15 protein-coding genes, 6 pseudogenes and 1 riboswitch are annotated in these 21,509 nt (G+C 39.8%); of the genes and pseudogenes, 9 read left to right on the forward strand and 12 right to left on the reverse strand.

Features of this window, described 5'->3' with window-relative positions:
- The first annotated feature begins 415 nt into the window (after nt 1–415).
- Nucleotides 416–2,338, forward strand: coding sequence for an ATP-binding protein (locus DWX91_RS04585; protein ID WP_118492287.1), 1,923 nt, complete (start codon nt 416–418; stop codon nt 2,336–2,338).
- Nucleotides 2,339–2,554: 216 nt separating this feature from the next.
- Here DWX91_RS04585 and DWX91_RS17150 read toward each other — a convergent pair.
- Nucleotides 2,555–2,687: pseudogene (locus tag DWX91_RS17150) on the reverse strand (cell filamentation protein Fic); the annotation flags it as partial.
- A gap of 135 nt (nt 2,688–2,822) precedes the next feature.
- Between DWX91_RS17150 and DWX91_RS04600 the strand changes: the two are divergent.
- From DWX91_RS04600 to DWX91_RS04615, 4 genes are all read left to right on the forward strand, one after another.
- Complete coding sequence (locus DWX91_RS04600) at nt 2,823–3,095, forward strand: type II toxin-antitoxin system RelB/DinJ family antitoxin (protein WP_118492286.1); 273 nt, start codon at nt 2,823–2,825, stop codon at nt 3,093–3,095.
- Complete coding sequence (locus DWX91_RS04605; RefSeq protein WP_118492284.1) at nt 3,092–3,373, forward strand: type II toxin-antitoxin system YafQ family toxin; 282 nt, start codon at nt 3,092–3,094, stop codon at nt 3,371–3,373. Before DWX91_RS04600 ends, DWX91_RS04605 begins: the two co-directional genes overlap by 4 nt.
- Nucleotides 3,374–3,407: 34 nt before the next feature.
- Nucleotides 3,408–3,944 (forward strand): TIGR00730 family Rossman fold protein, encoded by a 537-nt coding sequence (locus tag DWX91_RS04610; protein WP_107001131.1) that lies wholly within the window; start codon nt 3,408–3,410, stop codon nt 3,942–3,944.
- Between the two features lie 79 nt (nt 3,945–4,023).
- Nucleotides 4,024–4,467 (forward strand): GNAT family N-acetyltransferase, encoded by a 444-nt coding sequence (locus tag DWX91_RS04615; protein ID WP_118492283.1) that lies wholly within the window; start codon nt 4,024–4,026, stop codon nt 4,465–4,467.
- Nucleotides 4,468–4,768: 301 nt separating this feature from the next.
- Here DWX91_RS04615 and DWX91_RS04620 read toward each other — a convergent pair.
- The 8 genes and pseudogenes from DWX91_RS04620 to DWX91_RS04655 form a co-directional block, all read right to left on the reverse strand.
- Nucleotides 4,769–7,212, reverse strand: a pseudogene (locus DWX91_RS04620) (ABC transporter permease).
- On the reverse strand, nt 7,209–7,883 hold the full coding sequence (locus DWX91_RS04625; protein ID WP_006426335.1) for an ABC transporter ATP-binding protein: 675 nt from the start codon (nt 7,881–7,883) through the stop codon (nt 7,209–7,211). The pseudogene DWX91_RS04620 and the gene DWX91_RS04625 overlap by 4 nt, the downstream one beginning before the upstream one ends.
- 113 nt (nt 7,884–7,996) lie before the next feature.
- Nucleotides 7,997–9,262, reverse strand: coding sequence for a sensor histidine kinase (locus DWX91_RS04630; RefSeq protein WP_118538387.1), 1,266 nt, complete (start codon nt 9,260–9,262; stop codon nt 7,997–7,999).
- Nucleotides 9,238–9,926, reverse strand: a pseudogene (locus DWX91_RS04635) (response regulator transcription factor). Before DWX91_RS04635 ends, DWX91_RS04630 begins: the two are co-directional and overlap by 25 nt.
- Before the next feature lie 20 nt (nt 9,927–9,946).
- Nucleotides 9,947–10,102: pseudogene (locus tag DWX91_RS17155) on the reverse strand (23S rRNA (uracil(1939)-C(5))-methyltransferase RlmD); the annotation flags it as partial.
- Nucleotides 10,103–10,118: 16 nt separating this feature from the next.
- Nucleotides 10,119–11,153 (reverse strand): hybrid sensor histidine kinase/response regulator, encoded by a 1,035-nt coding sequence (locus DWX91_RS04645; protein WP_118538391.1) that lies wholly within the window; start codon nt 11,151–11,153, stop codon nt 10,119–10,121.
- 153 nt (nt 11,154–11,306) lie between these two features.
- On the reverse strand, nt 11,307–14,513 hold the full coding sequence (locus DWX91_RS04650; protein WP_118538393.1) for a response regulator: 3,207 nt from the start codon (nt 14,511–14,513) through the stop codon (nt 11,307–11,309).
- A 232-nt stretch (nt 14,514–14,745) separates the two neighbouring features.
- Nucleotides 14,746–14,836, reverse strand: a riboswitch (cyclic di-GMP riboswitch).
- 561 nt (nt 14,837–15,397) lie between these two features.
- Nucleotides 15,398–15,766, reverse strand: a pseudogene (locus DWX91_RS04655) (PcfB family protein); the annotation flags it as partial.
- Nucleotides 15,767–16,216: 450 nt separating this feature from the next.
- On the opposite strand from DWX91_RS04655, the gene DWX91_RS04660 reads away from it, so the two are divergent.
- On the forward strand, nt 16,217–16,669 hold the full coding sequence (locus DWX91_RS04660; protein WP_243033971.1) for a type III toxin-antitoxin system ToxN/AbiQ family toxin: 453 nt from the start codon (nt 16,217–16,219) through the stop codon (nt 16,667–16,669).
- Between the two features lie 7 nt (nt 16,670–16,676).
- On the opposite strand, the pseudogene DWX91_RS04665 reads toward DWX91_RS04660, so the two are convergent.
- Nucleotides 16,677–17,021, reverse strand: a pseudogene (locus tag DWX91_RS04665) (terminase TerL endonuclease subunit); the annotation flags it as partial.
- Nucleotides 17,022–17,079: 58 nt separating this feature from the next.
- On the opposite strand from DWX91_RS04665, the gene DWX91_RS04670 reads away from it, so the two are divergent.
- The 3 genes from DWX91_RS04670 to DWX91_RS04680 all read left to right on the forward strand — a co-directional run bounded on the left by DWX91_RS04670 (nt 17,080) and on the right by DWX91_RS04680 (nt 19,686).
- Nucleotides 17,080–17,310, forward strand: coding sequence for a hypothetical protein (locus DWX91_RS04670; protein ID WP_333549109.1), 231 nt, complete (start codon nt 17,080–17,082; stop codon nt 17,308–17,310).
- A gap of 191 nt (nt 17,311–17,501) precedes the next feature.
- Nucleotides 17,502–17,888, forward strand: a complete 387-nt coding sequence (locus DWX91_RS04675; protein ID WP_107001152.1) for a BlaI/MecI/CopY family transcriptional regulator — start codon at nt 17,502–17,504, stop codon at nt 17,886–17,888.
- Between the two features lies 1 nt (nt 17,889).
- A complete protein-coding gene (locus DWX91_RS04680; protein ID WP_118492190.1) occupies nt 17,890–19,686 on the forward strand; it encodes a BlaR1 family beta-lactam sensor/signal transducer in 1,797 nt (598 codons plus the stop codon).
- A 96-nt stretch (nt 19,687–19,782) separates the two neighbouring features.
- On the opposite strand, the gene DWX91_RS04685 is transcribed toward DWX91_RS04680, so the two are convergent.
- Entirely contained in the window at nt 19,783–20,223 is a 441-nt protein-coding gene (locus DWX91_RS04685) for a hypothetical protein (protein ID WP_107001154.1), read from the reverse strand.
- 52 nt (nt 20,224–20,275) lie between these two features.
- Entirely contained in the window at nt 20,276–21,502 is a 1,227-nt protein-coding gene (locus DWX91_RS04690) for a hypothetical protein (RefSeq protein WP_118297735.1), read from the reverse strand.
- Nucleotides 21,503–21,509: the final 7 nt, after the last annotated feature.

Here is a 21,509-nt window from a genome sequence, read left to right on the forward strand (position 1 = left end):
GTTATGTTTGTCACATAAAAGTTTGAAACCCCAAACAAAAAAATAAGCCTTCTCATACCGCAAAGCCGCATATCCACGGATAAATCCCCATCCCAGAGGGATCACCCTTCTGATGAATATAAAGGCTATTCGCAGATGGCTACGCAATCTGACATGGATGCCTTTTCACAGAAAGTTCACAGCTCATATAATGACACTATATTGACGTGGCACGAGTATGTGAGTATACTGTAAGCCATGTGGAGGTTGTGCGTATGTCAGCAACAAATCTGAACATCCGAACGGATAAGGAAACAATTAAAGGATAAATCTGAAAAGCGAATCAGCTGATGGAAAAATGCACGCTCTGCAGATGCGGTATTTACATCAGCCCCTTCCACATATTTCTATGAAATAAAAAGTGGAGTCAAATTGAATGAAAACACAAGCAGACAAGAAGTCAGTCAAAGACATCCAAGAGTTAAAGCAGAGATTTACCAAGTTTTCCATAGGTTTATTTGCAATTTTGACGCTTTCAATCACATTGTTGGCATCAGCATATACATATATTCTGCAAAAATCGTATACAGATATCGCCCTTGAAACGGAACTCAAACGTGATATAGAAAATGCAGATGCAATCCATAAATTGGCAAATAAAAAAATCGGAAGAGAAGAATTTGCCACGCTCCGCCATCAATCTGATGAAAATACAGAAATGTATCACAAGGTTTCCTCGTTTCTAAATGAAATTCGAACGCTGAATTCAACCAGATATTTATACACCGCCACCCGAAATGAAGAAAACAGGCTGATCTATGTGGTGGACGGTCTGGATCCCAACGCAGGAGATGTCAGACATCCGGGAGACTATATTGAGGATGAAATGATTCCGTATATTAACAAGGCTCTTTCAGGAGAAACGGTGTATTCGCAGAACATTGTTGATACGACATGGGGTCCTATTTTCACAGCCTGTTATCCTATAACAGGCGATTCGGATGAAATAGTTGGTGCTTTATGCATTGAAATGGATATGCAGTCTGTGAATGGGCTTGTAGAGCGAACAAGAAGAGCATCCGTTTATGTTGGAGCTATGGCAGGATGTGTGCTGTTTTTGCTTTGTGCTGTCTGCTTTATCGGCTACAAAAGAAAAAGAGAAGATGAAATTGAACAGACGATTTTGTTGCGCGAGGCTGCGGAAAAAGCAGAGACCGCAAACAGAGCAAAATCATCCTTCTTACTTAACATGTCACATGATATTCGATCACCTATGAATGCTATTATCGGATTTACGGACATTGCACTGAACCAGACAAATGTATCTGAAATTCACGATAGTCTGCAAAAGGTAAAAATAAGTTCAGAGCATCTGCTGTTTTTATTGAATAATGTACTGGATCTTAGCCGTATCGAGAACGGAAAGGTAAGCTTCTCACCTGAGCCGGAGAATTTGCCTGTCCTAATAGATAATGTGATTGCTATCGTGGATGGACTCCTACTGAATCGTGATTTAACATTTGAGATACATCGCAACATCCCCAAAGAACTTTATGTTCTGACGGATGCAACAAAAATTCGTGAGATATTGACGAATCTTCTGAGCAATTCGGTCAAGTTTACAAAAGATGGCGGAACGATTACTTTTGAAATTAGTATCAAACCGGGCATAGACGAACGGCATATTGTAAGCAGTTATGCGGTAAAAGACAATGGCATTGGTATGAGTGAAGAATTTCAGAAAAGGCTGTTTGAACCCTTTTCACAGGAGGATAACGGCGCACGAACACATTATGCCGGAACGGGGCTTGGAATGGCAATTTCCAAGCAATATGTAGAACTGATGGGCGGTACAATTACGGTTCACAGCAAGAAAGGGTGTGGTTCGTCTTTTACAGTAGAAATTCCTATGGAACTTGCAGACCCAAAACAGATACCTGAGCTGAATCTGATACAGGATGTCAGCCTTAATGGAGTAAAGGTTCTTCTCGCAGAAGATAATGAGCTGAATGCGGAATTGGCAATCACGCTGCTCGAAGAAGCAGGTATGCATGTAACTCGTGCAGTAGACGGACAGGACGCAGTTGCTTGTTTTGCCAACAATCCAGCAGACACATATGATGTGATTCTAATGGATGTCCTGATGCCTAAAATGAATGGGCATCAGGCGGCAAGGGCAATTCGTGCAATGAGCAAGGAGCGCCCAGACGCTGCGAAAATTCCAATCATCGCACAATCTGCAAATGCTTTCAAGGAAGATGTACAGGCATCCTTGGATTCTGGAATGAACGGACACATTTCAAAGCCATTCAATATAGATGCAGTGACCACTGCAATAAAACAAAATATAAAGAGATAGAAGATTGAGCAACAATCCGCTAACTATCAGAGCATCGTTCAAGGTTTATTTGGACGGTGCTTTTTCTATACCCACAAACTAAACCTTCATTCCATTTGAATACTAATAATGCCGTATATTTGTCTCTAAAGGGCAAATATGCGGCATTTCTTTATTCTTTATGTGCGTGATCGTACATCTTTTGAATATCCTCCGGCAACTTATCCGATATCATACTACGGCAATGATCATTTGAAGGTTATAGTGTTTGGTATCGCGTGTGACCTGACGAGAACCTCGTTTGAACTATTCGGAAATTCCGAATAGTTGAATCTTCTTCAAGCTCTGAATCAGCATAAATCTTCTTGATACAAAGTCTATTCGCAGATTGCTACGCAGAAGGACTTCGATGCATTTTAACAGAAAATTCACAGCTTGTATAATGACATTGTGTTGACATCACACGAATTTCTGCATATACTATACTTGAATGGAGGTGTTCTGTATGGCAACAACTAATTTAAATATTCGTACAGACAAGGCAATCAAGGATCAGGCGGAGGAAATCTTCAATGAGCTTGGTCTGAATATGACAACTGCTGTAAATATATTCCTGAGAACCGCTATCCGTGAGCATGGTATTCCTTTTGAATTAAAACTGGAAGTACCGAATGCTACCACAGCCGCTGCCATTGAGGAAGGCAGAAAAATGATGAAGGATCCTTCTACTCCGCGTTATTCCAGTATGGATGCGCTTAAGGCAGCTCTCGATGTATGAAATACGACATTCAGTTTACAAATCAATTTAAAAAGGATTTGAAGCTTGCCAAAAAGCAAAATAAAAATCTTGATAAGCTGTTTGAGGTAATCGATATTCTGGCGAATGGCGGTATGCTGGAAGCAAAATACAGAGATCATGATCTTACAGGCAATTATAAAGGCACGCGTGAATGTCACATCGAACCAGACCGGCTGCTTATTTATGAGATTCGTGGAGAAGTTCTTCTTTTGATGCTTTATCGCCTTGGTTCACATTCTGAGCTGTTTAAGAAATAATCCCAAAATCGGAAGTTGTAGGAGGAAATTTTTAATGAATATAACAGTTTATCTTGGGGCAAATGAAGGAAATGACCCATGCTTACGAAAAGCAGTTGAGGAATTGGGGGCATGGATTGGAAACAGTGGAAATGCACTTGTTTACGGTGGTTCTAAAGGTGGTTTAATGGGAGCATTGGCAGACAGTGTATTGAAGGCAGGCGGTGATGTTACGGGTGTTGAGCCGAATTTTTTTATTGAAAATGAGTTTCAACATGATGGACTGACAAAACTGATTGTGACTAAGGATATGTCTGAGAGAAAAAACAAAATGATTGAGTTAGGAGAAGCCTTTATTGCCTTCCCGGGCGGCACGGGAACATTGGAGGAAATTGCAGAGGTAATGTCGAAGGTGTCTTTGAAACATCTGGAGGCACCCTGCATTCTCTACAACCTGAACGGTTACTACGATGATTTGAAAGCACTTCTAAATCATATGATTGAAAAAGGATTATCTTCTAACGAGCGACAGGAGGGAATCTTTTTTGTTGAAAATCTGGATGATATAAAGCGAATCTTGAGACGGGCATAACTTATGTTTGCACAGTAAAATGGAGTTGCATTAGCGAAAGACAGAGCACGATCAATTCCAATTTGACGGAGTAATGGATATGAAAATCCGAGAAGTGAACGAAAATAAAAAGCAATTTATATCATTATTGTTATTAGCTGATGAACAGGAGAGCATGGTTGAGCGCTATCTTGAAAAAGGTACTATGTATGTGCTTGAAGACAATGATGAAAAAGCAGAATGTGTTGTTACCGATGAAGGTAATGGAATACTTGAAATCAAGAATATCGCAGTCGATCCGGAAAATCAGAGAAAGGGCTATGGCAAAGCACTAATTGATTTTCTTGCCAGTAAATATGCAGATGAATATTCTGTTTTGCAAGTTGGAACAGGTGACAGTCCATTGACGATACCATTTTATGAAAAATGTGGGTTTGTTCGTTCTCACAAGATTCCCCATTTCTTTACTGACAATTATGACCACCCAATTTATGAGGGCGGTGTACAGTTGATAGATATGATATATTTGCAAAGATGTTTATAACTTCCAGTATTTGTCAACTTCTTACTTTTGCTCATATTATCACCTCATCAAATTCCGATTGAGATTTCACCTGTTTTAAGAGATTTAATAACTGTTATATTTTCTTATTAAATTCTCCGCAAACCCTTGAAAACACTGGATTTGTCACAGGTGAGCTTTCCCTTATTTTTTCCCTTGTGTTATATATTCCCATATAAGTTTACGAACTCTGATAAGGGAAAATACAAGGGCACAGAATCTTTTGACGTATACTCGCAAACCAAGCTGTCACTCATTGTCCGAGTGACAGCCTGGTTACTTGCTATCCCTGATACCTTATTCTTTCAACCAACGTTTCCTTTTTCAGATTACTGCTTAAAACGCAGGAAAGCACAATCTGCAAAAGGCTGACCAGCAAAATCATAGCAAGAATTGGTGTAATTGGAACATGATAGACATTCATTCCAAATATCACATTATGCTTTGCATAGGCAAAGAGCACGTACCAAGTGGCAGACCAACGACAAGTGCTACACATATGGTGCCAACCGTAAAAATCAGTCCCTGTAACTGCAGACATAAATTTAATTGTTTATTTGTCATACCCACAGCCTGTAATATACCATATTCCTGCTTTTTTGTCGTAATATTCATGATCATGGTATTCGCCATATTCATAAACCCGATGAGTCCTACAATAGCCATAAACAGATAACAGCCAAGCTTCATCATGCTGCTTGCAAATTCGGCAGATTGTAACTGTGCATGATAGGTATCTATTTTTATATGCGAAGTATTAGAAATCAAAGTATTCAGACTTTGTTCTACAGATGCCACATCTTTTTTATCACAGTCCACCCACAGATAGCCATAGGCTGTTCCTCTCGGATTCATGGAACGATATACACCTTCCGGAATGACAAGATAAGTGTCCGCGCTTACAAAAGATCCTGCAATCTTTCCCTGATAGGTATAGGTTCCACTTCCATTCTCAAAGTCAAATGCAATGGATTCACCCGGAGCATATCCATCTTGTTCCATCCACATCGACCAACCAAAGAAAATTTCACCATTCTTTACCGCCTGATCATAGTCCATAGAGCCAATATCCCCGTCCTGGCGCATAAAATCAAAATCATTTTTACTCACAATATCAGCCGGAAATCTTGTTCCGTTCAGATTTACAGAGACTATCTCTCTCGTCATGACATCTGTCACTCCCGGAATGCTTTTGATTTCTTCAATCAGCGAATCATTCAATGGATTATCCGTCAGAATCGTATCCAGATTATTCTCCGGATATCTTTCATCATACTCAGCAGAATAGTCAAGCTGCAGTTCAAATTGTCCATGATTAACGGAAAGACGTGCTTCATGCTCCGTGTCAATATTTCCCACATAATTAGAGATAATCACAAACAATACGCAAGAAAAACCCATTGTGAGGATAGTACCAATAGTTCTTTTGGGATTACCCGTTACATTTGCCATTGCCATAGAAAACACGGTGACATTTTTTCTGCCATTTCGTTTTCCTTTTTTTTGTGTTTCTGTATTTTCTAAATACCGTGTTGCTTCGATAGGTGAAATCCGTGAAACAATTTTCATTGGTTTACGCAGTGCCAAAGCAACGGTAAGAAATGATACGAAAATACAGAGAAACATAACAGGCAGGGAAAACAGAGGCACCTGCTGATTTTGAACTCCCATAGAGCCAGTTCCGGTTGATACAAGGTTCCCCTGTTCTACCAGCCAGTTAAAACCGCATTTTGCAATCAGAAAGCCAAACAACAGCCCCAGCGGTATCGAAGGAACCGCCAGAAGAATGCCCTCACGAAAGATCAACTGCTTCATCTGCTTTCTGGTTGCACCCAGTGCCTTGATTTTTCCGTACTCCTGAACCTTGTGGACGATCCCGACCTGGAAGATATTATAAATGACCACAACGGAAAACAGCACGATTCCGAGGATCAGGGTTCCACAAACCACAATCATTTCATAACTCGGCTGCAAGACCCATTGCAAATAGAGATCATTGACTATAACGTTTTTTTCTTCGATCCCACAGGCTGCTGCAATCTGCTTTATAACCGAATCAATATTATTCATAGATACATTTGCAGAATCATTTAAAGTAAAATAAATATTATACTGTCTGTCATTCTCTGCGACGTGCTCATCATAAAACTCCTGTGACCCGAAAGCAACATAAGATGCCTCGATGGTATACTCATCCCGATCATATAGGATTCCACTGACAACAAATTCTTCCGGCTTATATTCTGACTGCATCCCTGCGCGGTAATCCAATGTCACCGTATCCCCGACTTTTACATCACCATACCCCATTGCACGGAAAAATGCTCTTCCTGCGGCAATTTCCTGCATTTTTTCCGGATACTTTCCTTCCTTTAACTCATATTCTTTATTATAGGGAAGCATTTTTTTTACAGTCTCATCCATGCAGACAAACCCGCCTTTTTCATTGCCTTTTATGATACCTTCGGTGCACATAGTGCCTGTAGCATCTATTTCCGCACGGCGGTTTACTTCTTTTAACTGCGATCCGTCTGCGGAAACAAACAGACCATAATTGCTTCCATATGAGCCTGCCGCCTGACTTTTCTGTAAATGAATTACCCCATTTCCCACAGTACTGATGATAACAAGCAGCATCGTGGTCAGACAGATTGCCATCATGATCAGTATACTTCTTGTCCTGTTCCTTTTGTCATTGCTATATGCAATCCTGCTTATTGTCTTCATCTGAAATCCACCACCTGTCCGTCCTCAATCACCAGAATACGGTCAGCGACCTGTGCAATTTCGTCATCATGGGTAATCATTACAATTGTCTGTCCATATTTTTTTGCTGTCATCTTAAGCAGAGCGATTACCTCATCACTGGTCTTAGAATCAAGATTTCCTGTCGGCTCATCTGCAAATATAATTTCCGGACGATTCACCAGTGCCCTTGCAATTGCTACTCTCTGCTGCTGTCCTCCGGATAACTGATTTGGCAGATTATAAATCCGGTTTTCAATCCCCAGAGTTGCAATAATATCATTTACATACGCTTCATCCACTTTTCTTCCATCCAGCCCCAGTGGCAGTACGATATTTTCCCAGACATTAACAGATGAAACCAGATTAAATGCCTGAAAAACAAATCCGATTTTTCTTCTGCGGAAAACAGCAAGGGCATCTTCCTTCATCCTGTATAAATCTTTCCCTGCTAAAGTAACACTGCCTTTTGTCGGGGTGTCTAGCCCTCCAAGCATATGAAGTAATGTACTTTTACCAGAACCTGACTTTCCAACAATTGCGACAAATTCTCCCTGCTCAATCTGAATGTCCACCTGATTGACCGCTTTGACCTGATTCTCACCTGCGCCATAAAACTTACAAAGCTGTTTGGTTTCTAATATCACACTCATGTGTTGCCTCCTTTTCATCCTACATCCAAATTGTATCAGGGCAATCTTTCATTTCACTTTCAAAAAACGAGCAGACGTCTTACAGAATTGTAAGATTTCTGCTCACTTAAAATTTAACCAACATGTGGTAATTGAATCACAAACGTGCTTCCTTTTTTCTTTTTTCCGGAGGTTACCGTAATCGTACCTGCGTGTTTTTCGATAATTTCTCTCGATAGAAAAAGTCCGATTCCTGTACCACTCTTTTCCATGACCTCCTTGGAACTTCCTCTGTAAAATCGTTGAAAAATTTTGTGATACTCATTCTGCGGAATACCAATTCCCTGATCCTCAATTTCCATTCTTACAAGATCGTTTCTTTTTTGTAACCGGATAAATATTTTTGAACCACACGGACTGTACTTGACCGCATTATCCAGAACGTTGATCACAGCTTCACCAAGCCACCTTTTATCCTGCATAATCGTGCATGTTTCCAGCTCTTTTTCATAGTCAAAAACGAATTCAATTTCTTTCTCATCCGCTTTAGGATAAGTGCGGTTCACAGCAGATATGACAGTATCCATAAGCGGAAGTTTTTTCTTATTAATCTGAATCAGTCCAGTTTCCATCTTGGATATTTCAAGAAGCGACTGCAATAATGTCTCCAGTCCATCCAGAGCACTCCGACAACGGATACAAAACTCCTCCTGTTCTGTGGCACTTAAATCATTCTGCATCAGCACACTAAAACATGTATCCAAAGCTGCAACCGGTGTCTTTAACTGGTGAGAAATATCAGAAACCATTTCTTTCGTGTTCTCCTTTTCTGCCCTTGCTTCTTCCTTTATCAACTGAATATGATGTCCGATTGCTTCAAGCTGGTCATTCAATTTTTCCAGTTCTGCATGATTTTCCGTTTTCAGTAAATCATCAAATTTATTTTCACGGAATCTGATCAGAATTTCTTCCAACTGGTCTAAAATTTTCTGATGACACGCATCTTCTTTTTTCTTCCAATAAAGTAAAAAAGTCAAAAGAAGCACGCATATCACAGTGCTTACAGCACCGGTCACCATAACCTGATGCCGCAATTGCGAATAAAATGCATTTCCTTTATTCCCCCAGTATCCATATTGCTCCAATAATCGCCTTCCCTGTTCGTTAGTTTCAATATCCTTATCCTTAAGCAATTTTGAAACAGCATCCAGCCCGGAAAATTCTTCCTTTGCAGCAATCTCTGTCATAAGATTCATTTTATATTTATAATCTTCATAAAACACATACGTGGTAAAGCAATTTAATATTGCAAACAATAATATGACAGGTAATACCAAGGAGAGCACTACTGTAATCTTCTTGCGATATCTCTTTGTCACAGCCTTACCTCCTGATTCCATATATACCCAAGACCTCTGATATTCTTTATATAGACCGGTGCAGCCGGATTGTCTTCGATTTTCTCACGGAGTCTTCTGATATTGACAGCGATTGTATTTTCATCCACAAAATCCCCTTCCAGATCAAACACATTTTCCAATATTTGTGTTTTTGAAAGAATCTGTTTCGGATTCTGAAGAAAAAAAGTCAGCATTTTCAACTCCGTTTTTGTCAGACTGATTTCACGACTCTTTATCAGGACTTTCATTTCTCCTGCGATAAATACGATATCTCCCGAAATCATCTTTCCGGCTTCCGTTTTCTCCTGTCTGCGGCGGAAATGTGCTTCTATTTTCAAAAGAAGTACCGAAAGACTAAACGGTTTTGTAATATAATCATCTGCCCCTGCTTCATATCCCATGACCTGATCCATCTCCTGATCTAGCGCTGTAAGACAAATAATGTATGATTTATAATTGCATCTCATCCACCTTACAAATTCCAGTCCATTCCCATCCGGAAGATTCACATCACAAATGGTAACATCCACATTATTATCACTTGCAATTCTTTTCGCTTTTTTCACTGATTCTGCTGAAAAAACCTCATATCCGGATTTTTTCAGTGAAAATGTAATTCCACGATTTAAATTTTCATCATCTTCAACACGAGTATACCTGGCATAGCATATGCACCTCTCTTTATTAACTATTCATCTTAAAATGCTTCAATGCCTCCACAATTGCACTCTCTTTATCTTCTGGACACTGTGGCTGCCTACTATCTTCATTTTTAGATAAATTATAATTCTTTCCAACCTCAATTCCGCATTTTCTCTTTACCTGTGAAATATACAGATGCTCTGTCTTTTTATTCCTACAAATCTTCGTGCAGTTTTACATCGCTATTATCTGCCATGCATTGTTTTAAGGCAACAATCATTTTTTCCGCATCCAGACCATTCATCCTCGGCATCATAACATCCATATAAATTACCCCAAAATAATCCGGTGCAGATTTCTCGAAGATTTCGACTGCTTCCTGCCCGTCTACTGCACATGTAACTTCCATACCGCTGTCTTCCAGTATACATCTGGAAATTTCCATGTTCAACTCATTGTCTTCCACAACCAATGCCCGCATGCCTTCTACCGAATAATCATCAAGGCTTACTTGCTTATCTGATAAATTACTGTTTTTATCCTGTGTGCCAATTTTGAACGAAATTTTTACAATAACTGTTGTCCCGACACCTGCTTTGCTCTTCAGTTCAATACTTCCATCCATTCTGTCCACGAGCTGCTTCGTAATTGCAAGCCCCAGTCCGGTGCCTTCATACCTGGATCTGCTTGTCTTGCTTTCCTGGGAGAACATATCAAAAGCATGTGCAATAAAATCTTCACTCATACCCACACCCTGGTCTTTACAGTAGAAAGTGAAAATTGCTCTGCCATCATCCAGAGTTTCTTCCTCAACCCAGACCGTAATCACACTACCCGCCTGACTGAATTTTATAGCATTATCCATAATATTCGACAGGATCCTGCCAAGATATACCGGATTTCCAACCAGAGCGCTGTGACTGTATGTACCATTTTTCCAGTCAATCTCATACCGGATGCCTTTCTTGGCAGCCCGCTCATCATAAATCTGGTTCAATTCCCGTAGTACCATTGTCAGATCAAACAAAAGCTGCTGGTCCTTCAAATCTCCGCTCTGTAGTTTATTCATATCCAGCACATCATTTACCAGAGACACCAGATATTTCAGGGATTCCATTACCTTTTCTCTGATCTTCTGCTGTATCTGTGAATCATCTGCGTACTGATTTTCCATATTTACCATACCGATAATACCGTTCAGTGGTGTACGTATATCATGACTCATCGTTGCCAGAAACCTTGTTTTCATTTCGGCTTCCCGCTTTGCTGCTTCCGCAGCACGGTTATAAAAACCAAAACTGCCATGGACTGCGGTTGCTTCGAAAATATATATTTAGTTTCTGTCATAACAAAACCCTCTCTATGTTTCCTAGCTGCTTTTCCCATACATCCAGGAAGACAATTACAGCCAGTTTTCCAGAACATCATTCAGCTTATTCATATCCAGCGGTTTCGCGATATGCCCATTCATGCCTGTATTTTTGGCCAGCTGTACATCTTCTGCAAAAGCATTGGCAGTCATGGCAACAATAGGCAGTTTTCCCTTTTCACCCGGAAGACTCCTGATTGCTGCAGTTGCCTCATAACCATTCATGACAGGCATTTGGATATCCATAAAAACAAGATCATACAATCCTTCCGGAGAAGCTTCCACTTTTTCAACTGCGATTTTCCCATTTTCTGCTGTTTCCACTTCTGCCCCTGTCATCTGCAAAATTTCAACACCAATTTCTCTGTTCAACTCATTATCCTCAACCAGCAGAATCCTTTTTCCTGTATAATCTGCTTCGGACAGTTTCTCCAGATAATTTCTCGCTGTATTTTCTTTTCTGCCTGAAGTAAACTGCCGCAGTGTAGCCGTCAGTCGGGAACGGAACAGCGGTTTTGCAATAAAAGCATCTACACCTACAGCCTTTGCTTTTTCTTCAATTTCGCTGAATTCATAGGATGTCAATACAATGATGGTGATCTCTTTTCCTATCCGTTTCCGGATCTGTCTGGCAGTTTCTATACCATCCATCTCCGGCATCTTCCAGTCCAGGATAACAGCAAAATAATCATTTTTTAGCTCATGACGTGCATAACAACGTTCAACAGCTTCCTTGCCAGAAAGAACCCATTCACCTGTAATACCGATTTCTTTCAGTGTGGCAACTGTACTTTCACAGCATGTCTTATCATCATCCACTACCAGAACCGGCAGATTCATCAGATTTTTGTCCTGTTCTTTTTCTTTTTCCTGAAGCTCCAGATAAATTGTTACTGTGATTTTAGTTCCCTTGTGCAAGGTACTGTCCACTTTAATAGTGCCATTCATCAGGTTCACAATATTTCTGCTGATTGCCATTCCAAGACCGGTTCCCTGAACTCTGGTTGTCCGGTGGTCATCTGCACGGCTGAACGGATCAAACATGATTTTCTGGAATTCCGGTGACATACCGATTCCATTATCCTCAATCGTAAATTCATAGCATCCAAGTTCTGAAAATCCATTGGGTTTTTCCTCTATCGAAAAAGTAATATTTCCACCATCCGGTGTATACTTGATCGCATTACTCATCAGATTCACAAATACCTGCTGAATCCTCAAGCTGTCACCACAGACAGCCTCATGTTCAATATGATTGATGTGTATATCAAAATTATGTTTATGTTCATCAAGCACCGGTTTCGTAAGTGTAATAAGATTATCTACCAGCTCTGACAGATTGAAATCTTCCTGTGCTAGTGTCATTTTTCCACTTTCAATACGTGCCATATCCAATACTTCATTGATCAGCCCCAGCAGATGGCGGCTTGATTCTGTGATCTTGCCGAGGCATTCAATGACTCTGTCCTTGCTCTCAACATTTGCTCCTGCGATTGCCGTCAGACCCACAATCGCATTCATTGGTGTCCGGATATCATGGGACATATTGGAAAGGAATTCTGTTTTCGCACGATTTGCATTTTCTGCGGACCGGTAAGCCTCTTTCAGTGCCTGACGGGATTCAATCTCTGCTTTCTTCTCCTGTGTCACATCCATGGATGTCAGCAATACTTTTTCCAGCTTTCCATTCTTCCATTCCAAGGGAATATAAGAAGCGATTTTATAAGTCTTTTCATCCAGGCTACAATACTCAAACTTATAAATATCATTTTCACTTTTCAGTTTCTTCCGAATATTATCCGGGTCTATCAGGATATCTATAGCTTCTAATGGTTCCAGTGTCTTATATTTTTCAAGAACCTGCATCTGAAAATCATGATAAAATCCCAGAGGTTTATATATCATCTGTCCATTCAGATTGTAGAATTCATATCTGTCATTTTCCAGATCACAGACAACAAAGCGGTCAACCAGACGCACAATACTCTGAATCAACTGCTCCATGGAAGCATTATCCGTTGCCATCTGCAGATGCCGTGCGCTCTCTACCTTTGCCTCTGTGATATCACGCAGAAAAATCATGGCATATTCTGAATCCTCTATTTCGCCACGTATGACCACATTGCGGACCCATCGTTCTTCTCCATTCAGATTGATACGGCACTCTAAAGCCAATTCGGTTTCCAGACCCTTCAGCCTTTCTGCAATATAACCACGGTCGTAAAAAGAGGATACCGCCTTCTTATCTGTCTCCACAACATAGGAATCCACAAAATGCCGAATCAATTCATCCCATGTATAACTCTGTTCAAAGACGGTCATCAGGGACGGTTCAACCTTAAAGGTATCAAAAGTATTCGCTTCCAGATTCACATAATACTCGCACAAATCTGCTTTCGTAAAAGCCCGGTGGAAAGCAGCAGATTTTTGTGCCTGCATGATTTCTTTTTTCTCCCCATCAATGTTAATAAAAATCCCGGCAATCCTGCTGGCAGAACCATCCAGACGGCGTATTACTTCCGCCGATGCCCGAAACCACTGGTATTGATTATCCTTCATTCTCATACGATACTCTACCTGGTATTTTATCTGGTTCGTCTTATCCTTAATTACCGCCTGAAGCTGCACCATTACTCTTTCTTTATCCTGTGGGTGCAGAAGATCTGACCAGGATTCCAGTTTATTCGGAAAGTCCAGAGTATCATGATAGCCAAGCATTTTTCGGAATTCATGACTCCAGTTTGCATTCACAATCTCACTGTTTTCGTCACAGTCAAAATACCAGAAGCCGGAATAGATAGCCTCATTGAGCAGTGCCAAATTTACATGATCCCAGTTGACCTGTACGGACATTACCCAGATCTGTCTGCCCGCCTCATCTGTCGCGTCCTCTTTACAAAGCCGTACATTATTCACTGTACCGTTTGCTGCAATGATTTGTGCTTCCCCTGTTCCGTGAAGCTGCAAAAAGCGGTCTCGCTCCAGTATATCTTCCGCGTCATAAAAGAAGTTTCTCAATGAACCTTTCGTCTGTTCCATGAAAGTATCGAATGTATATCCTGTACTATGCAACAGCAGATTATCCACAGACAAAATAGACAGGTTTTGGTCATAAGATCCTGTCATTATACCTACCCCGCCATTATTTTCCAGTGTTTTCTGTATGACCTGTAACATAGCCTGTGTCTGTCCCGTTACAGTCTCACCTAAGGAATATATTTTGTCTTCATAATTTTTCATTTTATAAAAGTCCTCTCTCCGTCTTATGCCTTCTTCATCCTGCTTTTATCTGTATACAGAAAACCTGTCCCTGCTAGTTTTGTTACCCATTTTTGCATACAAAAAGGACACTTGCCAAGATCTGCCAGTGTCCCTACTATATTTTTTTAAATCACACATCTATATAGTATAAAAGGTATCGGAATCTCTTCTGTTCAAACATCTTTTCCATATATTATGATGATATGGAAACAGTGACAACCGGCTGACATGGTCAAGCTTTCTGACTTTAGTCCCTTCTGGCTTTGCGACCCTGCCTTTCAATAGGTTTGCCTTTAAAATAATCTCTTTCTTCAAAAAAACATACCACGCGGTTTTCCGCACGTCAATAATTTTTTTTTGAAAAATCTACACATATTTTACTTCTGTTTTTGAACTTCTCTTTATAAAAAATCTAAATCGATGAATCCTAAAAACCTAACATTTTTTTCATATGAAACTCATTCATCATTTATAGTGCTATTCTCTCCATTAACTAAACATAACCTATTGTTCGATAATAAATGTTAGATCCCAAAAGAGGCTTCACACCACGAACCAACTCGCAATGCAAAGCCTCATCACTCACCCATTATATTCTTGTCACAAAATCCAGCGAGCTCCACCCATTCCGCTCTTTCTCATATGCTTTCAGCAGCCCCCTCTTTGATGCTCCAACACCATCAGCCTCAGCAACAATAGTAAAACAGCCAGCACCCGTATATTTTCCAGTCTTCTCCTGATCCGTTCCCAGCTTCTTCCGGCTTCTTATGTTCCTTTGTTGATGATATGATAAATCATTACTGTTTCCCTCTGTCCCTGTCTCCACAGTCTGGCATTGCACTGCATATACAGTTCCAAAGACTGTTCTTGTTCTGTGCGATCATCTTCTGAAGTCCTTTCAGTTTCTGCCGTAATGACGGACGCTGTTGCTTTTTCTCATTAACTTTTACAAATTCCTTGAACGCCTGTGCAATCACATCGGCATCCCTGCCCTTGAAAAATACAAGATACTTGGGTTGTTCCGTGGTCTTATCCCTCTTTACTGCGAAATCGACATTGTATTTCCTTGCGACACGCTCAAAGGATTTTATATTGCTATCCGTAACCTCAATGGACTTTGCACCCTCTCCCTGACCGACCAGCTTCTTTACCGGGATTTTCCCATGGGAAGGCTTCTTATGCTTCTGATGCTCCAGATACATCTTCATTGCCTTCTGTAAAACACTTGCGGTCTATAACTGCCCTTACGCTGTTATGTCTATGTTCTATTTCAAATTTACAAACAGAAATTAATCAAATTCTTAGACTTCTTGAAGTTCAAATTCTGAACTTCTGTGGATTTATCAGTGATCCCTCTCTTTCTTTTTGTACCTGTCTGTGATAAAATCAATCCTGTAGAAATCGAAAAAAGTTCATAAAAATTTAGCAATTACAGGCATTGATTTTTTGCTGTAAATTGCATATAATAAAAACACAGATAGAAATATCTGTGTAGCGGTTAGAGCGTCCAGTTAAAATGCTCGTTTAAAAGCGGTTAGATTGTCCAATAAAACAATCGGTTAACAGCAGTGGGTGGAGTAATCCACCCACTTTTTTACTTTTCAGGAGGCTTTATGGATTAGTACGTTGTCGATAAAAAATACATCCATTACCTGACACAGTTTGATTCCCGTGTCGGATATGTGGAATATGGGGAACGTTTGAAACTCCATGTGGGAATTCTTCTTACTATCGGAGATTTCCACTACTATGTCCCTATTTCCTCTGCAAAACCAAAACATCAGAAGATGTCCAACAGTCTGGATTTCCACAAACTCCAGGATGAATCCACCGGATATCTTTATGCGGTATTAAATATCAATAATATGATTCCGGTTCCTGATAACTGTCTTACACAGTTAAAATATAATCAGGTAGAAAGCTTCCGTTCTTTCAGCAACGAAAAAGAAAAAACAGACTATGTCTACCTTCTCCAGAAAGAAAAAGCTTTAATCGACAATGTTCAGGACACTCTGCAAAATAAAGCCATGAAATTATATCAGAAATGCATTGCCAAGCCCGATTCTTCCCTTGCTGCAAGATGCTGTGACTTCAAAATGTTGGAAGAAAAATGCAGTTCTTATTCCGATACATAAACTCTTCATCATTTCTCGGTGGAAACACAAGTACAAATGCCGTGATATCTGATGTACTTGAAAGGTCTAAACCGCCATAGCAAGTTCTTCCGATAAGTTCCTCCTCATTTACGGGAAACGCACAGGCATCCCATTTATCCATCTGCATCCAACGTGTGGACTGTTTTACCCATTGGTTTAATCGAAGCTGCCGGAAGATATTCTCTTCTGCAACATTTTCCCTTGCACTGATATAGGCATTTCGAACCTTTTCAATATCGATAGTTTCTCCAAGGGAAGGATTGGCTTTATACCATGTGGCTTCGCTCGTCCAGTCATCCTCATCGGATGCCCCATAAATCACGGGATAGAATCTATCTCAAGCAGCATTAGCTGAACAAATAGGTTGTGATGAGCGTACAATACTAAATATTGAAAACGACCGTGGTAATCCCAAGTTCGAAGTATTGTGCCAGATCATCGCTTATTTACACATTCCTGCAGACCATATTTTTCACCCTGACACTGCTACGGACGGGTTGAAAAAACAAAAACTGTTATTGATGCTACAGGAATGTGATGAGCAAGAGGCAGCCGAGATTCTTCCAGCAATTGAATACCTCTTAGCACTTATACATAAAAGAGGTAATTCAAACGAGTAAAGGAACCAGCTAATCCGTTGTGATTCTGGTTCTTTTCTTTTTGTAGTCATCTCTAAATCTTACTCTTGTAATGTTTTAATTATTACAAGAGTAAGATTTCAAGTCAATCTGTTTTTTCTGAAATTGACAACCACATAAATAGCGTCTATAATATATTTATTACATCCGTAAGATTTAAGGAGGGATTTGAAATGAGCGATTTACCACAGATTTCTGAAGCTGAATTTGAAGTTATGAAAATCGTATGGAAACATGCGCCGATCAGTACAAATGAAATAACAGATAAATTATTACAGACCACAAGCTGGAGTCCGAAAACGATACAGACTTTAATCAAACGCCTTGTGACCAAAGGCGCTCTGACTTATGAAAAACAGAGCCGAGTGTTTGTTTACACCCCAGTCGTGAAGGAAAGCGAATACATCGGCCAGGAAAGCAATTCTTTTCTGGAACGATACTATGACGGAGATATCACTGCCATGCTGTCTGCCTATATAGAAAATGACAGACTGTCTGAAACAGAAATAGATACCCTCCGCTCCCTTCTTTCAAAGAGGTCAAAAAAAGGAGGCAATTAACGTGGCTGATTTTATGATACGCTTTTTAATATGCAATGTATTTATCAGCGGTATCATCGGAATTCTTTTGATAGCCAAGCGGATATTCAAAGACAACCTTTCCAGCCGTATGCAGTATAATCTGTGGTTCCTGCTTCTTGGGTTGCTGACATTTCCCTTTATACCGTTCCGTTTAATCGGATTTCCTCAAATTTTCTCGTGGCTCGGCAGCCTGAGAAGCTCTCCATCTTCCAATACTGGAACTGCTATGGGAGAAACCATTGGGGCCGATCCAACCGGAAATGTAAATTGGATGAATGACTTTACCCTTTCTGTAAATAGCGAGACACCATCCATTTCCGGATACATATTGTTAGGGATATGGATTGTAGGCATTTTTGCAATGATTATATTGGTAATCAAATCCTCTCTCCGTTTACGCAACTTGGAGAAATCTGCACTTCCCCTTCAGAACAAGGAAGTCCGCAGACTGTATCATCACTGCTTAGAAGAGATGGGGATTCACAGAGATATTCCTGTCTACAGCACCGCATTTTTGAAATCCCCGATTATTGTGGGACTTTTGAAACCGTGTATTTATCTGCCGATTCATCTGATCTCTGATTACAACGAATCCGATATGCGGTACATGCTGTTACACGAACTGCAGCACTATAAGCACAAAGATGCTATTGCCAGTTATCTGATGAACCTTGCCGGAGTGGTATATTGGTTCAATCCTCTTGTCTGGTATGCATTGAAAGAAATGCGTAATGACAGAGAGGTTGCCTGTGACACTTCCGTTTTGAAAATGCTTGAAGAGGATGCTTACGAAGATTATGGCAATACATTGATTAACTTTGCAGAGAAGGTTTCGCTTACTCCTTTTCCGTTTTCTGCCGGCCTTGGTGGAAACATGGAGCAGATGAAACGGAGAATTATTAACATTGCCTCTTATGAGAAGCCGACATTTATGAAGAGAATAAAAGGTACAACTGCATTCATGTTGACTGCTGTCCTTCTACTTGGATTCGCACCTTTTATTTCTACATACGCAGCAGATGGAAGCCACTATCAATGGGATTCTTCATCAGAAAATATATCCTATGTAGACCTTTCTACATACTTTGGCAAATATGAAGGCAGTTTTGTTTTATATGATTTGGAAAATGATGCATGGAGTATACACGACATGGAGCATGCTACCCTGCGAGTTGCACCAAACTCCACCTACAAAATATATGATGCCTTGTTCGGATTGGAAGAGGGCATCATTACACCAGATGACTCCTTGATAGCATGGAGTGGAGAAACCTATCCATTTGAAGCATGGAATGCAAATCAGACCTTACAGTCTGCAATGAACTCCTCTGTTAACTGGTATTTCCAATCCGTGGATGAACAGCTTGGAGCCTCTAACATTTACAGCTATATTCAAGAAATTGGGTATGGAAATGAAAATATGAGTGGAGATTTCTCCACCTATTGGATGGAATCATCCTTGGAGATTTCGCCAGTAGAACAGGTCGAACTTTTAACCAGGCTGCAGAATAACAGCTTCGGCTTTGCCCCTGAAAACATCAATGCGGTAAAAGATGCCATCTGCCTTTCCGCTTCCGATGCCGGAACATTCTACGGAAAGACCGGAACCGGCCGTGTGGATGGTCAGGATGTGAATGGATGGTTTGTTGGTTTTGTAGAAACTGCAGATAATACATACTTTTTTGCTACCAACATTGGTGCAGACAGCGATGCTACCGGAGGCAACGCAACTGAAATAACCATGTCTATCTTGTCCGACATGAATATCTGGAAATAAAGAAATCGGGTAAAGGTCATAGTCGTATAATCCTTTGCCCGATTTTTTTATTTTCACTTTATGCATAAAAGCGTTTCAATTATCCAGTTCTATACGTCAAGAATTAGATTTATCATTGATGTATTCTATAATTTCTCCAATAAAAAAAGATATAAATGTCCCAATTGAAACAAACAAACTATCTCTATCACCTAATGATTCAATGAAGATTGAAAATGTAAACGTAAAGTTACTATACATATAATCATAAAAAACGTATTTCAGAGAACCTATCAAGAGCATCAACCCGAAAGAAATTAATGCATATATTAGACACAGCAAAAAGCTAATGTCAATGCTGCGTTTGACAATGATTTTTCCCATAAAAAAACCTAAAATAAAAACCCCAATATCAATATATGTATATATAATTAAAAAGCCCAAATAGGCTAAGGCAGCATTATATTTGGGAAATAAATAAAAGCAAAGAAAATAAGCCAAAGCCACACATACAAAATACACTAAAAATGGAGAATACGTTCTAACAAACTTTCTCATAAAAACACCTCACTCCACATGTAGATAATCGAATTAAAATCAAAAGCTTATCTTAATTTATTTCATGCTCTTCACTTCCAGTCGCTGACCATGATGTTTTACCACTACTGACCACATCTTTTGTAGACATACTATATGCAAATATATCAAGGATCTCCGCCTCTGAGATATACCATGAACCATCTGTGTTTTTCTTACTTCTGTATAAAACATATAATTCGCATTTTTCATTCTCCGAAAGTCTGTCATATACAAGATATTCTATTATTTCCTCATTCTCATTTAAGATAACTCTAGAATTTCCATTCGCACCGTATGATATCATAAAATCACATCCTTCGTCTGCGAAGTATTGTTGATATATAGTACGATATCCATCATATATTTCATTTGTTTCCATTAATGTCACATAATCACAGATCGCAGGAATAGAAATATCATCCTCTTTCATATTTTCCATTAATTCATCCATTAAATCATGTTGAATGACAAAACCATTATCCTGTGAACTGAATATTCTAATGGTCTTTCGTGGCATCATTCCCTGCGGTCCTGCTCCTGTAACATAGTTTATGATGACAATCACATCCTTTGCACCATCTCCATCTATATCCTGAAATCCAACCGCTTCAACACTATCAAACATTCCTACACTATCATTCTCTGTACTATTATTTTCATAACACTCCGGAAAATAATATATAATTTGATTGTCTTTTGCCAGCACAAATGAAACATCTTCCCAGAGCGTTTCATAAGTCGGCAGATAAGATACAAACTGTACTTCACCCCAATCATTCAATTCTACATCAAAGGATTGTTCAGTTATAACCCGGCTTTCATCTAATCTCTCTCCTGATGGATATTCTACTTCAATATCTGCTACATCTGTCAATTGCTGTATTTCTTTCGTACCATCGAAATATAAAATGACTTGTTCATCAAATTGCTCTTCACCTGATAGAATTATTTCTACATAATCCTCATGCCAGGTAACCTTCCAACAGCTGCTACTGATGCTTGCACCGTCATTGTGCAATTCAAAATCTGTTTGCGATATCTTATCTTCGCCTTCTTTAAGGACTAACCGTCCACTTGCTGAACCAAAAGGCCATTCCGGTTCTCCAACAGCTTGAAGTATCACTTCATATTTTTTATCTGGTGAAACGGATGTATCGCAAGTTATCTTCTTGTAATTTACCGTATACGAAATGCAACACCAAAATACTACAAACAGTGCAATGAGCGAGCCCATAATACATAGCATAAATTTTTTCATTGATATA

Source organism: Clostridium sp. AF22-10, from assembly GCF_003478725.1.
Lineage (GTDB): Bacteria > Bacillota > Clostridia > Lachnospirales > Lachnospiraceae > Otoolea > Otoolea fessa.

Coding starts and splice junctions, on each gene's coding strand:
- DWX91_RS04585 (WP_118492287.1), top strand. CDS start 416: ATGAAAACACAAGCAGACAAGAAGTCAGTCAAAGACATCCAAGAGTTA.
- DWX91_RS04600 (WP_118492286.1), top strand. CDS start 2,823: ATGGCAACAACTAATTTAAATATTCGTACAGACAAGGCAATCAAGGAT.
- DWX91_RS04605 (WP_118492284.1), top strand. CDS start 3,092: ATGAAATACGACATTCAGTTTACAAATCAATTTAAAAAGGATTTGAAG.
- DWX91_RS04610 (WP_107001131.1), top strand. CDS start 3,408: ATGAATATAACAGTTTATCTTGGGGCAAATGAAGGAAATGACCCATGC.
- DWX91_RS04615 (WP_118492283.1), top strand. CDS start 4,024: ATGAAAATCCGAGAAGTGAACGAAAATAAAAAGCAATTTATATCATTA.
- DWX91_RS04625 (WP_006426335.1), bottom strand. CDS start 7,883: ATGAGTGTGATATTAGAAACCAAACAGCTTTGTAAGTTTTATGGCGCA.
- DWX91_RS04630 (WP_118538387.1), bottom strand. CDS start 9,262: ATGGAATCAGGAGGTAAGGCTGTGACAAAGAGATATCGCAAGAAGATT.
- DWX91_RS04645 (WP_118538391.1), bottom strand. CDS start 11,153: ATGAAAACAAGGTTTCTGGCAACGATGAGTCATGATATACGTACACCA.
- DWX91_RS04650 (WP_118538393.1), bottom strand. CDS start 14,513: ATGAAAAATTATGAAGACAAAATATATTCCTTAGGTGAGACTGTAACG.
- DWX91_RS04675 (WP_107001152.1), top strand. CDS start 17,502: ATGAGCGATTTACCACAGATTTCTGAAGCTGAATTTGAAGTTATGAAA.
- DWX91_RS04685 (WP_107001154.1), bottom strand. CDS start 20,223: ATGAGAAAGTTTGTTAGAACGTATTCTCCATTTTTAGTGTATTTTGTA.
- DWX91_RS04690 (WP_118297735.1), bottom strand. CDS start 21,502: ATGAAAAAATTTATGCTATGTATTATGGGCTCGCTCATTGCACTGTTT.